The following is a 16,895-nucleotide window of genomic DNA, read 5'->3' as shown; positions in this document are numbered from 1 at the left end:
GCTGATTATTGTTAGTATGCAATTAACTGTTGTTAAAGCATTTTTGATAACCCGTTATTAACAATGCATACTGATATTTTGCTTACTAGGGACAGTAACAGATGATTTCAATCAAGGAACTATTTCAACGTAAACCTTGGATACTCTCCGCATTTATTTTGCTTGGGATCGGTCTTTGGTTATTTAGTGGCCACCAATCAACGACATCTGACACACCTGTTTCTACGACACAAAGTACTGATAATGCCACTGCCCCCCCTCTGGCTAAAGTGGTTATCGAACAGTTCACTGTCCAACCTGTTACCCGCACACTTTCCTTGTATGGGCGTACCGCACCTAACCGCAAAGCCACCCTCGGCGCAGAAGTCGCCGGTAAGGTTGAAAAGTTATTGGTGCGCAAAGGACAACATGTAAAAGCTGGCCAGCCCCTGATCCAACTCGACAAGGCTGATCGCGAACTGCAACTTGCTCGAGCCAAAGCGTTGCTTAAAGTCAGAAACCAAGAATTCAACGCCTCTAAATCATTAAAAAATAGGGGGCTTCAAGGTGAGGTGGCATTCAGCCAAGCCGAAGCAAACCTGATTGAAGCCAAAGCACAGGTAAGAGGTTTGGAGCTTGCCCTAGGTAATACCGAAATCTATGCCCCTTTCGACGGTATTATCGAGCTGCTCTATATTGAAATAGGTGACTACCTAGGTGTTGGCGACCCGATCATTTCCATTGTTGATTTAGACCCGCTGGTCATCAGCGCCGACATCAGCGAGAGGCATATCGACAAAATTTATAAAAGCCAACCTGCCGAAGTCAGCTTGGTTACAGGGTTTTCTACCACAGGTCAGCTTAGCTTCCGTGGTGCCGTCGCCAACGAATCGACCAACACCTACCCTATTGAAGTAGAAATCAGTAATCCAGAGATGAGGCTCACAGCAGGCACCAGCGCCAACCTCGACTTAATCTTAGCCACTGAGCCTGCAATAAAAATTACCCCTTCGATGCTGGCATTGGATGAAGCGGGTAACTTGGGTATCAAGACCTTGGCTAAAGACGATAAAGTCCATTTCGTGCCTATCTCTATCGTCAAGGTCGAGCCTGATGGGGTTTGGCTGGGCGGCACCGAAAAAACAGTCGATATCATCACCACGGGCCAAGGGTTTGTTAGAGATGGTGACACCGTGATTCCTGTGCGTCCTAATTCCGTTCAAGAAAATGGGAGTGAGTAATGTTTGCCATTATAGATGCAGCAATAAACCGCTCCCGCACCATGCTCACCTTGCTGGTTCTAATTTTGCTGGCAGGCATCATTACGTATCGGGTGATCCCCAAAGAATCTAACCCGGATATCACTATCCCAGTGATTTATGTTTCGGTAAACCATCAGGGTATCAGCCCGATTGATGCCGAGCGGTTATTAGTCAGGCCGTTAGAGAAAGAACTGCGCTCCATCGAAGGCGTCAAGGAAATGAGCGCTGTTGCGTCTGAAGGCCATGCCTCGGTCACGCTTGAGTTCATTGTCGGCTCTGATATCAATACCGCCCTAACCGATGTACGTGAGGCCGTTGACCTTGCCAAACCCAAGCTCCCCGAAGATGCCGATGAGCCAACCGTGCATGAGGTGACCCTCGCCAGTTATGAACCGGTATTATCACTCGTTCTCTATGGTACCGTACCCGAGCGTACCACCATCCAGATTGCCCGAGAGTTGCAAGACAAACTAGAGAGCTTCAAGCAAGTTTTGGAAGTGGATATTGCCGGTGACCGGGAAGATGTCGTCGAGGTACTCGTTGAGCCACTATTGATGGAAAGCTACGGCCTTGACCAAGAGGATGTATTCAATCTCGTCGCGCGCAATAACCGCGTTGTGGCAGCTGGTTTCGTCGATACCGGCTATGGCCGTTTCTCCGTCAAGGTTCCTTCTGTTTTCGACTCATTAAAAGATATCCTCGAGCTCCCCATCAAGGTCGATGGTAATAAAGTCGTGACCTTTAGCGATGTCGCCACCATCCGCCGAGCTTACCGCGATCCCGATAGCTTTGCCCGCCTAAACGGCGATACTGCCGTGGTGCTGGATGTCAAAAAACGGGCTGGCGAAAACATTATAGAGACCGTCAATATCGTCAAAGCCGTTGTTGAAGAAGCCCAAAAACTGGAGGAGTGGCCCGACAATCTATTAGTCGAATATACGCTCGATCAATCCGATGATGTCGAGACCATGCTCAATGACCTTCAGAACAACATTCTGTCGGCCATTATCTTAGTTGTGATAGTCATCTTAGCCATACTGGGTACCCGAACCGCTTTCTTGGTCGGCGTCTCCATTCCTGGGGCTTTCCTGACAGGCCTACTAATGCTGGCCGTTAGCGGTATAACGGTCAATATGATCGTGCTTTTTGCGCTGATTATGGCCGTCGGCATGCTGGTAGATGGCGCTATAGTTGTCACAGAATATGCCGACCGGAAAATGCAGGAAGGGACTGGCCGCAAACAAGCATACCGCGAAGCCGCCAAGCGTATGGCATGGCCAATCACCGCTTCAACAGCGACTACCCTCGCAGCGTTTGCTCCTTTGTTGTTTTGGCCAGATACCACCGGCGAGTTCATGCGTTACCTGCCCTTAACCCTTATCGCAACCTTATCCGCCTCCTTATTAATGGCGCTGTTGTTTGTTCCCGTACTCGGCAGTGTGTTGGGTAAACCGCAGTACACCACCAAGCGGGAGCAAGAACGTAAAATTGCGATGGAAAAAGGGGATTTCAGCCAAGCCAAAGGGATCACCAAGCTTTATCTTTCAACCTTGGCAGTGGCAATCAAGCACCCAATTAAGATTTTGATCGCCGCTTTCGTCTTCGCAATTGCGGTTGGCTTTGCTTACAGCAAAGCGGGTCTCGGAGTGGTGTTCTTCCCTGAAGTCGACCCACCCCACTTTACGATCAAAGCACGCTCACATGGTGACTTATCCATCTTCGAGAAAGACCAGTTGATGCAGCAAATTGAGCAACGCATCATGGGCACCGATGGAATAAAAAGTGTCTATACCCGCACAGGGGGCAGCGATGAAATCGGCCAGATCCAGCTCAACCCTATGGATTGGCAAGAAAGACGACCAATCAAAGACATCATCGCCGAGATGCGGGAGAAAACGGCTGACATTGCTGGAATCGAGCTCGAATTCAAATTCCCTCAAGCCGGTCCCCCGAGCGAGCATGATCTCATCATTGAAGTTTCAGGTAACAATACCGAAGACATGAACGATGCAGTGCGCCAAGTCAGGTACTGGCTTGAATCGCAACAGGCCTTCACCAATATCTCGGATACTGCAGATAAAGAAGGGATCGATTGGGAAATCAATATCCATCGCGATGATGCTGCCCGCTTCGGAGGCGATGCCACCTTGGTCGGCAATACTGTCCAATTCGTAACTAACGGCCTGAAGATTGGTGAGTTCCTGCCGGATGATACCGACGAAGAGGTCGACATTCTGGTTCGCTACCCCGAAGACAAAAGGGATATTGGCCGCTTTGATGAGCTCAGGGTAAAAACCCTGTACGGCATGGTTCCTATCACTAATTTTGCCAGCATTACCCCATCACCGAAGCAAGGCACGATTAACCGTCTCGATGGCAAGCGGGTCATTGAGGTCATGGCCGATATGTCGTCAGGTTTTAACCTGAGCCTGCAACTTCCTGTCATTAATGCCGCGATTGCTGAAATGCCTCTTGCCAGAGGGACACAAGTTAACGTACGCGGGCAGAATGAAGATCAGGAAAAGTCTTCTGCCTTCTTGCAAAATGCCTTCTTGGTAGCCCTTGCGGTGATGGGACTGATTTTAATCACCCAATTCAACAGCTTCTACCAAGCGCTGCTGATCTTGAGTGCAGTACTTTTCTCGACTGTCGGTGTGTTCTTGGGGCTACTCATATTCCAGCGGCCGTTTGGTATCATCATGTCCGGGATCGGGGTTATTTCACTGGCCGGTATCGTGGTGAACAACAACATCGTATTGATCGATACGTATAACCAGCTTCGCCATAGCGGAATGGACAAGGTGACGGCTATCATGCATACCGGCGCACAACGTTTGCGCCCTGTACTGCTAACCACAATCACCACAATCTTGGGCCTGCTGCCGATGGTACTTGAGATGAATATCGACCTCATCAACCGGTTGGTTGAGTTCGGGGCGCCAAGTACCCAATGGTGGTCACAACTCGCAACAGCTGTTGCTGGCGGATTGGCGTTTGCTACCTTGCTGACCCTGATATTGACCCCATGCCTGTTAATGCTGGGACGGGAGCATAAACACCGGATTGATGAGCACCAACCTAAGCCTCAACAATACGATGAAAGCCTAAACACCCCGCCCAATAAAGGCGAAAAAACTCAATTGGTTGATCCGGAAGATGTTGTAGAAAAGCAGTTAGGAAAGGTGTTTGTACCGCAGGCAAACACGCCAGCAGACATAGCATCTAGTGAAGTAGAGCGAGATAAGTAACGTCCGGACTAATCACCATAAAGCCGCCTAACTTGGCGGCTTTCTTGTTGTTAATTAAATTAGCCTAACGCCCACTTTATCACTACAGCCAACAGGCTGACTGCCAAGATCCCACCTAGGTAGAGAGCAATAAACCATAGCCATCTTTTAAAACAAGGATTAACCATTAGTGATAGCCCTCATCTTCCTTGAGTTTCCCTCTGAATACCCAGTAGGAGTATGCCGTATAGGCAATAATTAACGGCAATAAGAACACCGCCCCACTGAGCAAGAACTTCAGGCTTGTGTCCGGCGCGGCGGCATCAGCATAAGTAATAGCATGCGGCACGATGTAAGGATAAGTACTAACCCCGAACCCCAAGAATGCGAGGAAGAACAAACCCAGCACGACCAAATAGGCTTGCACTGGCTTATGCTCCATCAAGTCTTTAAACAGCAAGTAAACCAGGTATGCCGAACAGCCGGGTATCAACAAGAAGAGCAATGCTTGCGGGAATGAGAACCAACGGTCTGCAATAACCTCATTGCCAAGCGGTAGCCAGAGGCTGAGGATACCTACCATAACAACCATGATCAGTGCACAGCGTTTGGCTATCACATAGAATCGCTCATGCATCCCATGCGGCATTTTGATCAACAGCCAACAAGCGCCAAGCGTCATATACGCCGCAACAGTAACAAAACCACAGTAAATGCTAAATGGCGTGAACCAATCGAACCATCCACCGCTGTATGCCCTGTCGGTCACGGTAACGCCTTGCAAAAGGGTGCCTAAAATCATCCCTTGGGTAAACGTCGCCATTAATGAACCAATGAAAAACGAGCTATCCCAAAGAAACTGGCCGCGTTTGGTTCTGAAGCGATATTCAAATGCCACACCACGGAATATCAACCCCAACAGCATGACAATGATGGGGGCATACAGCGCAGGCATGACAACGGCATATGCCAAGGGGAAGACGGCAAACAGGCCACCGCCACCAAGTACCAGCCAGGTTTCGTTACCATCCCATACCGGTGCAATACTGTTCATCATCAAGTCACGCTCTTTGGTGGAGTCGGCAGAGATAAACAGAATACCAATCCCGAGGTCAAACCCATCGAGAATGACATAGGCGAAAACGGCAATGGCTATCAAGATGTACCATATCAATGCATAGTCCATATCTGTTCCTCACATACTCAATTTGTTCGATGTTGCCAGCGATTGTTTTTCTTCGTCTTCATCACCCACTTTAGGTACACCTGGGCTTGGTGGTAACACGTATTTTGTCGGTGGCTTGCGCATGAGGCGAAGCAAGTAGAAGAAACCAGCACCAAACACGGTGAAATACACCAGCACAAATGCAGCAAGGGAAACGCTCACGGCAGCAGCGTCAATTGGAGATATTGACTCTGAAGTGCGGAGCAAGCCATAGACAGTGAACGGTTGTCGGCCTACTTCTGTGGTGATCCAGCCACACAAGATTGCGATGAAGCCTGCCGGCCCCATTGCCACACAACAGCGGTGAAACATTTCGTTGTGGTAGAGCTGGCCTTTTTTACGCAACCACAGGCTGTAGAGACCGATAGCCAGCATCAAGAAACCGATACCAACCATGATCCTAAAGCTCCAGAACACAATAGCAACCGGCGGATGATCTTCTTCGGGAAATGCATCCAGCCCTTTTACTTCCCCGTTCCATTCATGAGTCAAAATCAGACTGCCAAGATGAGGGATCGCGATTTTGTAATCGACTTCTTTGGTTTCCTCGTTGGGCAAACCAAACAATATCAACGGCGCACCTTGCTGGGTTTCATAGTGCCCTTCCATTGCCGCCACTTTTGCCGGCTGGTGTTCAAGCGTGTTGAGACCATGCATGTCCCCAACCACGATCTGTATTGGGGTAACAATTGCCGCCATCCAAAGGGCCATTGAGAACATAGTTCTGGCAAGATGGTTGTTCTGTGACTTGAGCAAGTGAAACGCCCCTACAGCCCCAACGACAAAGGCCGTCGTCAAGAAAGCGGCGAGTACCATATGCACCAACCTGTAAGGGAAGGAAGGATTGAAAACGACTGCCCACCAGTCTTCAGGAATGAACTGTCCTAGCTCATTCATAGAATATCCCGCAGGAGTCTGCATCCAGCTATTTACCGAGAGAATCCAGAAGGCTGACATCAGAGTACCGATGGCAACGATGACGGTGGACATGAAGTGAAGTTTCTTCCCGACCCTGTTCATCCCAAAGAGCATCACGCCCAAAAAGCCCGCTTCAAGAAAAAATGCCGTGAAAACCTCATAGCCCATCAACGGCCCCAATACCGGGCCCGTTTTGTCAGAAAAGACACTCCAGTTGGTCCCGAACTGGTAACTCATCACGATACCGCTCACCACCCCCATACCGAAACTGATGGCAAATATTTTTATCCAGTATTGATAAAGCTCGATGTATTTATGCTTACCCGTCTTGAGATACAAGCCTTCAAGGACAGCTAAATAACTTGCAAGCCCTATAGTGAAAGCCGGGAAAATAATGTGAAAGGAAACAGTGAAGGCAAACTGGAATCTAGCAAGATCGACCGCGAGTTCATTCATGGTTTCTCCTTAATACCTAATCTGACGCGCTTTTTTTTGGATTAGTATTGAGATAAAAACAACACTTCCTCTACAGTGCTTTGTACGCGTTGCTTAACAGTATGGTTCATCTTGTAAAGATATGGCGAAGAGACACGAAACTAGATTTTTCGACTAGCTTGCTGAGTACCTAAGGTGAGTTATAGTTAAAGCATTGCTAATCGAATTTCCCACTCAGCCCGTAGCAATAGCAACAAATCAGCTGGCAATCCCTTGCCAGTTTTTCGTGAGGGCTAAACAATGAGTCTAAAGTCGACACTGGAAAAGTTTGAACACGCCTTTGAGCCAGGAGGCAAATACCAAAAGTGGTTTCCACTCTACGAAGCATTTGCGACATTGCTCTATACCCCCGGGCAGGTAACCAACAAGATCACCCACGTCAGGGATAGTATTGATCTGAAACGCATCATGATTATGGTGTGGTTAGCAGTTTTCCCTGCGATGTTCTGGGGGTTATACAATGTCGGTCACCAGACAATTATCGCGCTAAACAGCCTATATTCTCCCGAAGAAATCCAGCAGTTGGTCAGTGAAAACTGGCAATACTCAGCGACTCTGGCACTTGGGGGGAGCTTGGCAGAATCAGCCAGTTGGGCAAGCAAAATGCTACTCGGCGCCTTTTATTTCCTCCCCATTTACATTACCGTTTTCATTGTCGGTGGTTTCTGGGAAGTACTTTTTGCGATTATCCGCAAGCACGAGATAAATGAAGGCTTCTTCGTATCATCCATTTTGTTCGCATTGATACTGCCGCCTACCATCCCCCTGTGGCAGGCTGCGTTGGGTATCACTTTTGGTATCGTCGTTGCCAAAGAGGTTTTCGGTGGCACCGGACGGAACTTCCTCAACCCGGCCCTTGCTGGCCGTGCGTTCCTGTACTTTGCCTATCCGGCAGAAATCTCCGGTGGTATGGTCTGGACCGCCGCCGACGGATATACCGGGGCAACCGCACTTAGCCAGTGGGCTGAAAATGGCTCAACTGCTATGGTGCACAATGCTACCGGTGAAGCTATCACATGGATGGACGCCTTCGTCGGAAATATTCCGGGCTCAATTGGTGAAGTATCAACCCTGTTCCTGCTCATCGGCGGCTTAATGATTATGCTCATGGGTATCGCCTCATGGCGGATCGTCACCGGTGTCCTGGCAGGGATGATAATCACCTCAACGCTGCTTAACCTAATAGGTTCTGACACTAATCCGATGTTCTCAATGCCGTTCTGGTGGCATTTAGTCTTGGGCGGGTTTGCTTTCGGTATGTTGTTTATGGCGACAGACCCCGTGTCCGCCGCATTTACTAACAAGGGTAAATGGGCCTACGGCATCCTTATTGGGGTAATGGCGGTATTTATCAGGGTCGTTAATCCTGCTTATCCGGAAGGCATCATGCTGGCAATCTTGTTTGCCAACCTGTTTGCCCCATTGTTTGACAACTTAGTCTCGCGTGCCAACGCCAAGCGTCGACTAAGCCGTCATACCACTAGCTAGACCCAATTCTCCCCTAACTTGTTTTTTGCTTAGGGGAGCTTCTTCCTGCTGTTTTTTCAGGACTTATTCAAGCTAGGCAATCGACAAATATCATCGGTTCTTGATAGCGGACTGGTACCCCTTCTTCAATCAAGTCATCAATAACATCATCGGCCATTTCAACAAAGGCTTCACTGAGCAGATCACAAATCGCCTCCCCACCTTGGGTGATTGCCAATGCAGAGAACCAAAGCTTTAACTGGATAGAATGCTGCGCCAATGTACGGAACAAACCATCACAGTCAGTTCGGGCAATATTGATAATCAACCCACACAAACTGGCAGCAAGCCCTTGCTGGCGAAACGCCTCTTTAACGTAAATAGTATGTAGCGTAACTTCATAAAACAGCTCTGAGGATTTACGTGGGTTGCGAGGGTCTTCAAGATAACGGCTAAATGTCGCCACGGCGGCAACCTTACCGTCGGCATACACTTCCAGCGCAATATCACTCGCCTGATCAGACTGCCGGTTATGGGACGTCGCCAACTGATTATCAGCAATCACCGCCTGTACCTGATGATAGTCATCATCAAGACAATCAACCTCAGTTGTCAGTTCAGACAACGGCTTAATGATAACTTGCCAATCAGGCTTTGGCAGTGCCTGGACAAGCCCACGCATAGCCAGTTCAGCACTCGACAATAGTGCCAAATTCAAGGAGTCGGAATGGATAGATGAAGATGTGTGATGAGACGATTCCATGATCACTCCCTTTGATTTTGCAAAAACGGAGTGTATCAAAACCTATTAAAATCACGGTGATGCAATCAAACTTCTGTGAGCGGGGTTTCACTTTGTAGGCGTAGAAATCAAAAACAGGGCCAAAGGCCCTGTTATCAAATTAACTTTCGTATGAAAGCTTGGTCCCAAACTGCCCTTGCCAATCAAGCGAGAATTGATTGACCGCAGGCTGTACGGCTGGGTTTGCCAACATTTGCCCCATGACATCTGTCGGGACCGTAATTGCCCCAATACCCAGTTTCATGACTTCAGTTACCTGACGGGTATTTTTAAAGCTCGCTGCTAAAATTTTGCTCTGGCACTGGTTAGCATCAAGTAGTTGCTGCAAGTCAGCCACGATAGCAATGCCATCCGTACCCATTCCATCAATACGGTTCACGTAAGGGGCAAGGTAGTCAGCGCCTGCCATAGCAGCAAGGAAGCCCTGATAAGCACTATAAATTGCAGTGGCTAGCACTTGGATGCCCTCTGCTTTCATCTTACGGATAGCCGCTAAACCCACTTCGGTTGCAGGTACTTTCACCACAACATCATATGGCATTGCATCTAATGCCTTCGCTTCGGCCACCATTTCTTCAACCGTCGTACTTACCACTTGGGCATGAAACCTTGCATTAGGACCAAGGATTTCTGCCGCACCAGCCAACACTTCATTCAGCCCTTTCCCTTCTTTAGCGAGAATCGACGGGTTTGTCGTGATGCCCCGTAACGGTAGGCAATGGCTAAAGCGTTTAATTTCAGCAAGATCCGCAGTGTCCAAGTAATACTCAATCATGGTGTCATCCTCAATGTGTTTCGTTGGGCACACTATAACGCTGCTAAGCCGAATAAAATTTGATCGCAATCAAATTAAATTTTATTCGAAAGTTATATTGTTTCGAATAACGAAAGACGCAAATCCTAAAATTCGAAAATGCCAACACCAATGAGCAGGCTATTTCTGCAGTTTGAATTGCGTATCGAGTGAGTACGAATGAGGTATCCATGCACTTTAATATTCAGCATTTTTCAACCCATGATGGCGACGGGATCAGAACGATCCTTTTCCTGAAGGGATGCAGTCTGGCGTGCCCATGGTGCCAGAACCCGGAAAGCCGCAGCGAAAAGCTCTCCCTGCTATTTGATGAACGCCTGTGCCTTGCTGATTGCGATCAATGTATCCAGCAAGCATCAGCTAACCCGAAAGGCGACAGCAATATTATTTTCCGAGATTCAGACAATAGGATTCAGATCCAGCGTGATCAGCTGAGCCAACAGACGATCGAGGCTCTTCGTGGTGTTTGCCCAAGCCAAGCCCTTAGCGTGGTTGGTGAAGAATCCGATATAGAGCAACTATGCCAGCAACTGCTCAGGGATAAACCCTTCTATGAACAAAGCAAAGGTGGCGTCACATTCTCTGGCGGGGAGCCATTGATGCAAGCTGGACTGGTTAGTGACATTGCCAAAAGGCTGCAGCAGGAAGGGGTCAACACCGCGATCGAAACCTGCCTTCATGTCCCTTGGAAACATGTTGAACAAGCCCTGCCATTTATTGATTGCTGGCTGGCCGATCTCAAACATACCGATAGCGAGATTTTCAAAACATGGGCCCATGGATCACTGAGCCGAATCCACAAAAACCTTATTCAACTCGGAGAACGTGCCAAGCGCATGATCATTCGAGTACCAGTAGTACCTGGATTCAATGATAGCGATGACCAACTTCGCAACATTATCGATTTTGCTGCCCAGTTAGATAGCTGTGAGGCTGTGCACCTGCTGCCTTACCACACACTGGGTATTAACAAATATAACCTGCTGGATATGCCTTACCTGTGTGCAAACCAGCCATTGAACAACCCTAAACTGCTTGAACGGGCCAAAGCCTACGGCGAATCCCACCCGCTCAAACCAATGACGATTACGATTAGAGGTTAACCATGAGACTCAATACCTTACCTGAACGCATCCAAGCCCATAAACATGCGCTAATCAACATTGTAACGCCGCCTATCTGTACCGAGCGTGCCGAGGCCTATACCCGCGCTTACCAAGACAACGAAGACAAACCGGTTGTTGTCCAACGCGCATTAGCACTGGCTGAACATTTGAGAACACGTAGTATCTGGATCAAACACGATGAACTGATCATTGGTAACCAAGCCAGCAAGGTGCGTGCGGCGCCTATCTTTCCTGAATATACTGTTCGCTGGCTTGAAGCAGAAATCGATGATCTTGCCGATCGCCCAGGTGCCGGTTTCGCCGTAACCGAAAAAGACAAACAAGCTATCCACGGTTTAACGCCATATTGGCGCGGCAAAACCGTTCAGGATCGCTGCTATGGCCTGTTCACGGAAGAACAAGAAGCCATCCTCGCCTCAACCATGATCAAGGCTGAAGGCAACATGACTTCGGGTGATGCCCACCTAGCCGTAGATAACGAGAAACTGCTGAATATTGGTTTAGGCGGCCTATTGGAGGAGACCCGCCATCACCGCAGCCAACTCGATCTCTCTCGTTGGGAAGATCTGAAAAAAGATCAATTCCTAAAGTCCGTCGAAATCGTACTGGCTGCTATCCAAGAGCATATTCACAAATACGCTGACTTGGCCGAAACCATGTCGAAGGAAGATCCTCGCCAGCAACGCCGTGATGAGCTATTGACGATTGCCAACAACTGCCGCCATATCGCCAGCAATCCGCCACGTAGCTTCTGGCAAGCACTGCAACTTTGTTATTTCGTCCAATTGATGCTTCAAATCGAATCAAACGGTCACTCGGTATCATTTGGTCGCATGGACCAATACCTGCATCCTTTCTATGCCAAGGATGTTGAGCAGGAAGGTCAAATCAGCCGTGATTTTGCTATGGAGCTTCTGCAAAGTTGCTGGTTGAAACTGCTAGAAGTTAACAAGATCCGCTCAGGCAGCCACTCAAAGGCGTCTGCAGGCAGCCCGTTGTACCAGAACGTAACTATTGGCGGGCAGAAGCTTAATGACCAAGGCGAACCGGAAGATGCCGTTAACTCCCTATCTTTGGCAATCCTAGAAACCTGTGGCCAACTGCGCTCTACCCAGCCGAACCTCAGCGTGCGCTATCATGAAGGGCTCGATCAATCCTTCCTGATGGATTGTATCGAAGTCATCAAATGCGGTTTCGGTATGCCAGCTTTCAATAATGATGAAATCGTTATTCCAGAGTTCATCAAGCTCGGTGTTGAACGCGAAGACGCGTATAACTATTCCGCTATCGGTTGTATTGAAACAGCCGTACCGGGCAAATGGGGTTACCGCTGTACCGGCATGAGCTTTATGAATTTCGCCCGTATCATGCTGGCAGCACTTGATGGCGGCCGTGATGCGACAACCGGTCAAACCTTCCTGCCACACGAGAAAAGCTTAGCCAAAGGCAATTTCAGCAGTTTCGACGATATCATGCAGGCGTGGCGGGATCAGGTCACCTATTACACCCGCAAATCTATCGAGATTGACTGTATTGTCGACTCCGTGCTTGAACAACAAGCGCAAGATATTTTCTGCTCATCACTGGTTGATAGCTGCCTTGAGCGCGGTAAAACCGTTAAAGAAGGTGGTGCCAAGTATGACTGGGTATCTGGCCTACAAGTGGGCATTGCCAACCTGGGTAACAGCTTGGCGGCTATCAAGCATATGGTGTTTGATAGCCCGCAAATCAGCCAGCCTGAACTTGCTGAAGCTCTGGCCTCTGACTTTACCGGCAGCGAGGGCGAACAACTTCGCTTGCGCCTTCAAAACTTCGCGCCGAAGTTTGGTAACGATGACGATATGGTCGACAACATGCTGGTCGAAGCCTACCAAGCATATATTGATGCCTTGTCAGGTTTCAAAAACACCCGCCATGGTCGAGGGCCTATCGGTGGTGGTTACTATGCCGGAACGTCAAGCATCTCTGCCAACGTCCCCTTTGGTGCTGCGACCATGGCAACACCGGATGGCCGTCGTGCCAAAACCCCGCTCGCAGAAGGCTCGAGCCCATCGTCAGGTACTGATGTCAAAGGCCCTACCGCAGTCTACAACTCACTCGGTAAACTGAAGACTGACAAAATCCTTGGCGGTGTGTTGCTTAACCAGAAATTAAGCCCTGCTTCAGTGGATTCTGAGAGTGACAAGATCAAACTGAGTATGCTGCTGCGTACTTTCTTCAACCATCACAAGGGCTGGCATGTGCAATATAACATTGTCTCCCGTGATACTTTGCTAGCCGCGAAAGAGAACCCAGACCAATACCGAGATTTGGTGGTTAGGGTCGCTGGCTATTCAGCGTTCTTTACTGCGCTGTCTCCTGAAGCACAGGATGACATTATCGCAAGGACAGAACATAACCTGTAAATCATCCGCAACAACCATAGCCCGCCCCTGTGCGGGCTTTGGTCCAACTTGTCCCCCTGACCATGACAATACCAGCAAAAAACGGTAAACTTTCATTAGAAACTGAATCGAAATAGCAATCCGAAAGCTTTATATTCCAATAAGCGAAAAATTATTCCTCAACATTTTCGGGATTGCTAACAAGGACATTGAAAGCCTCATGAACCCACGCCACAGTGAAATCCTGCAACTCGTTAACCAAAACAGAAGAGTCTTAGTCGCCGAGTTATCAAGCCATACTGGCGTATCGGAAGTAACGATACGTCAAGATCTGACCCAGTTAGAAAAACAGGGCTATTTGAAACGCGTACATGGCGGAGCCACTGCACTGCAAAGCGATGATATGAATGACAGGCTGAATGTGCGGTTTGATATCAAGCAGCAGCTTGCCCAGCGCGCCGCTGAGCTAGTTCAACCGGGCGAAACAGTCATGATTGAAGGTGGCAGCGCCAACGCCCTGCTGGCCCGTGAGTTAGCCAACCGTGGTGATGTCACGATTATCACACCCAGCGCCTATATTGCCGGTATGATCCGCGAGAGCAAATGCGATGTGATTTTGCTTGGTGGTATTTATCAACCACAGGGTGAAAGCCTAGTTGGGCCGCTTACCCGATTGTGTATTGAGCACACCCACTTCAGCACAGCTTTCCTTGGTATTGACGGTTTCCACCCAGATACCGGCTTTACCAGCCGGGATATGATGCGGGCTGATGTCGCCAATGCCATCCTCAACAAAAACCAACGTAATATCGTGCTGACCGATGCTAGTAAGTTTGGCCAGATTTTCTCTACCAGCATAGGTAGGCTCGACCAATTCTCGGTACTTGTTACCAATAAAGGCATTGATGAAAGTGACTTAGCCCTGCTGCACAAACATCATGTTGCTGTTGAACTGGTTGATAACTGATAACTAGTTTCTAACTTATAGTTATTGCGCCCTGATGCCTTCACTTGGTAAAGGGCCCTATCCGCTTTTAGCAACAAAGATACCCACTCTTGGCAGAGTTGCGTAGCGCTTTTGGTAAAGATCGCGCCCATCGAAACGGTTACCGAGTAATCTCCGCAACTTAGCGAAAAGTCTGCGGCAGAAATTTGCTGTTTGATTCGCTGAAGGACGCGCTCGCTCTCGCTTTCTCGGCACGATACGATCATGATGAACTCTTCACCACCCCATCGAACCACGACGTCCCGTTGGCGCACTACCGCTTTGAGGCGCTTGGCCATTTCCACCAGCACCTCATCACCGACGTTATGGCCATAGTCATCATTGAATTTCTTGAAGTGGTCAATATCAATCACCACAACCAAACCACCATGGCGGTAGTCAATAGCAGGCATATTTTTCAGCCAACGCTCAAGAAAACGACGGTTATGTAGCGTCGTCAGCGGATCCTTGTTTGATTGCGTCTCAAGCTGTGCATTGGATTGCTCAAGCACCTGCTTATCTTTATTGAGCATGGAATAACGGCGATATAACCAGTACAACAAGATGATAATCAGTGCTGTACCGAGTTTTAGCATGTTTTCGCTGGCTTTTCTCTCGGCTAACCTTGATGAGGTCAGTGCATTTTCTGCCTTGAGCAACTGGATTTCTTTCTCTTTAACATGCGTGTCATAGCGTTCTTGCATGTCAAACAACTCTTTCCTGCGGATATCAAACAGGTAGCTTCGCCCTAACTCAGAATACTTCTTGTAGTAATGCAAGGCTTGCTGATAGTCATCCCCACTTTCATAAATCTTTGCCAACAACTCATAGACATAGATCATTCGGTGTTGGATTCGGTTCGACTCGTAGACCGACAAAGCCAGTTTGGCATAGTAGAGGGCCTGCTCAGTTCTTTCTGAAGAGTAAAACGCTTCTGACAAACTCTCATGACAATTTGCTACCGAAATGCCGTTTTTACCGCCATGCCTTCTTGCCATAGCCAAGCATTGTTCAGCCGCCGTCATTGCAGCAGGCTCATCGCCATGATCCAAGTAGTATGCTGACAAGTTAATCAATGCAATCGTTTTTATACGCACCGAACGGGTTTTGGCCGATAGCTTCAACGCCTTATCAACATGAAACTTTCTTTGCCGTTCGTTACCAAGGTATTTGTCTATGACCCCCGCATTGATATGCAGGATGGATTCGATATAGGCATTATTGATCCCACTGCGGCCATACCATTCAAAAGCACGCTGGCTGTAGTGTGAGGCAGTCTCCCACTCTTCCATATTGATATACACCGAGGCGATATTGGAGAGCAGCCTTGCCAACTGCTGGTTATCGGACCGGGAAGAGAAGATCTCGTAAGCCTCTTGGTATCTATCCAAGGCATCATTGTAATTGGAACGCTCGACATCAATGTTGGCTAGCCATTTCAAACTCCTCGCCAACAACAGCTGGTAGCCGAGGTGTTCAGCGTTCAGTTTTACCGATTCTAACTTTACTTGTGCCAAGGCATATTCACGCTGATCCATCAACGTCAAAGCATCGAGGAACGTGACCTCAGCTTCCATCCAGGCTTCACCTGATTGCTGGGCGACTTTTTCCAATTGGTCGATGAAAAAAACGATATCAATATCAGCTAGATCTTCAGCCTGCTCAATGTTGTAACGCCCTAGCCAATACAACGCTTGTTCATTGTAGCTAGCCCCATCCTCTATTCGCTGTTTCAAATACACGTTTTGCTTGTTAGCCAGCGAAGGGTTATCCCACGATAAGTTGTAGTACTTGAGAAAGGGGTTGTCGGCACTGTCTACTTTGCTGGTTAGATAGCACTGGAGTGCAGATTTTTTACCCGCAGCCAGAGCCATAGGCGAAATAAAACCGCACAAAAAAATGAAGAATAACCCTAAAGTTATCGCTCTAAGAGGAAAAGGTATATGCATAGAATGACAAGCAGTGAAAATCAACGTCTTCCATAATCATGTTCCATCGAACAGTATTTTTAACAAAATTTAAGTTAGAAATACAGCAAACTTATGCAACTATCAAAATCCGATTGTAAAGTGGGTTATGCATCGGTGGCATCTGCACCTTCCTGCAGGGTGATGACAAGGCATAACGCACGCTTTCATGTGATCTTATTAACATTTTTCACTTTCTGTTGTCGAAAATAACTATTCGCTTTTTTTGCTAAGCTATATCAC

Annotated in this window: 11 protein-coding genes; 6 read left to right on the top strand and 5 right to left on the bottom strand. The window is 48.3% G+C overall.

Features of this window, described 5'->3' with window-relative positions; all coding sequences use genetic code 11:
• The first annotated feature begins 101 nt into the window (after positions 1–101).
• A complete protein-coding gene (locus BIZ37_RS11165) occupies positions 102–1,220 on the top strand; it encodes an efflux RND transporter periplasmic adaptor subunit (protein WP_187461577.1) in 1,119 nt (372 codons plus the stop codon).
• A complete protein-coding gene (locus BIZ37_RS11160) occupies positions 1,220–4,489 on the top strand; it encodes an efflux RND transporter permease subunit (RefSeq protein WP_187461576.1) in 3,270 nt (1,089 codons plus the stop codon). The genes BIZ37_RS11165 and BIZ37_RS11160 overlap by 1 nt, the downstream gene beginning before the upstream one ends.
• A 166-nt stretch (positions 4,490–4,655) precedes the next feature.
• Here BIZ37_RS11160 and cydB read toward each other — a convergent pair whose 3' ends face one another.
• Both cydB and BIZ37_RS11150 read right to left on the bottom strand, forming a co-directional pair.
• Complete coding sequence (cydB, locus tag BIZ37_RS11155; protein WP_187461575.1) at positions 4,656–5,654, bottom strand: cytochrome d ubiquinol oxidase subunit II; 999 nt, start codon at positions 5,652–5,654, stop codon at positions 4,656–4,658.
• Between the two features lie 9 nt (positions 5,655–5,663).
• Positions 5,664–7,067: a cytochrome ubiquinol oxidase subunit I gene (locus BIZ37_RS11150; protein ID WP_187461574.1), complete on the bottom strand. Its 1,404-nt coding sequence runs from the start codon at positions 7,065–7,067 to the stop codon at positions 5,664–5,666.
• A gap of 279 nt (positions 7,068–7,346) precedes the next feature.
• Here BIZ37_RS11150 and BIZ37_RS11145 point away from each other — a divergent pair, with 279 nt between their 5' ends.
• Positions 7,347–8,594, top strand: coding sequence for an NADH:ubiquinone reductase (Na(+)-transporting) subunit B (locus BIZ37_RS11145; RefSeq protein WP_187461573.1), 1,248 nt, complete (start codon positions 7,347–7,349; stop codon positions 8,592–8,594).
• Between the two features lie 67 nt (positions 8,595–8,661).
• Here BIZ37_RS11145 and BIZ37_RS11140 read toward each other — a convergent pair whose 3' ends face one another.
• The gene (locus BIZ37_RS11140) at positions 8,662–9,336 is read right to left on the bottom strand and encodes a GNAT family N-acetyltransferase (protein ID WP_187461572.1); all 675 of its coding nucleotides are present in this window, start codon (positions 9,334–9,336) and stop codon (positions 8,662–8,664) included.
• Between the two features lie 139 nt (positions 9,337–9,475).
• Positions 9,476–10,150, bottom strand: coding sequence for a fructose-6-phosphate aldolase (locus BIZ37_RS11135; RefSeq protein WP_187461571.1), 675 nt, complete (start codon positions 10,148–10,150; stop codon positions 9,476–9,478).
• A gap of 209 nt (positions 10,151–10,359) precedes the next feature.
• Here BIZ37_RS11135 and BIZ37_RS11130 point away from each other — a divergent pair, with 209 nt between their 5' ends.
• The 3 genes from BIZ37_RS11130 (at position 10,360) to BIZ37_RS11120 (ending at position 14,667) form a co-directional block, all read left to right on the top strand.
• On the top strand, positions 10,360–11,292 hold the full coding sequence (locus tag BIZ37_RS11130; RefSeq protein ID WP_187461570.1) for a glycyl-radical enzyme activating protein: 933 nt from the start codon (positions 10,360–10,362) through the stop codon (positions 11,290–11,292).
• A 2-nt stretch (positions 11,293–11,294) separates the two neighbouring features.
• On the top strand, positions 11,295–13,721 hold the full coding sequence (locus BIZ37_RS11125; protein ID WP_187461569.1) for a formate C-acetyltransferase/glycerol dehydratase family glycyl radical enzyme: 2,427 nt from the start codon (positions 11,295–11,297) through the stop codon (positions 13,719–13,721).
• 199 nt (positions 13,722–13,920) lie between these two features.
• Positions 13,921–14,667: a DNA-binding transcriptional regulator YciT gene (locus tag BIZ37_RS11120; protein WP_187461568.1), complete on the top strand. Its 747-nt coding sequence runs from the start codon at positions 13,921–13,923 to the stop codon at positions 14,665–14,667.
• On the opposite strand, the gene BIZ37_RS11115 is transcribed toward BIZ37_RS11120, so the two are convergent.
• The gene (locus BIZ37_RS11115; protein ID WP_187461567.1) at positions 14,637–16,559 is read right to left on the bottom strand and encodes a tetratricopeptide repeat-containing diguanylate cyclase; all 1,923 of its coding nucleotides are present in this window, start codon (positions 16,557–16,559) and stop codon (positions 14,637–14,639) included. The two genes, BIZ37_RS11120 and BIZ37_RS11115, sit on opposite strands and share 31 nt — an antisense overlap.
• Positions 16,560–16,895: the final 336 nt, after the last annotated feature.

Origin of the sequence: Photobacterium sp. BZF1 (assembly GCF_014349205.1) — a bacterium.
Taxonomy (GTDB): domain Bacteria; phylum Pseudomonadota; class Gammaproteobacteria; order Enterobacterales; family Vibrionaceae; genus Photobacterium.
The sequence above is the reverse complement of the archived record's forward strand: the minus strand, read 5'-3'. Positions and strand labels throughout refer to the sequence as shown.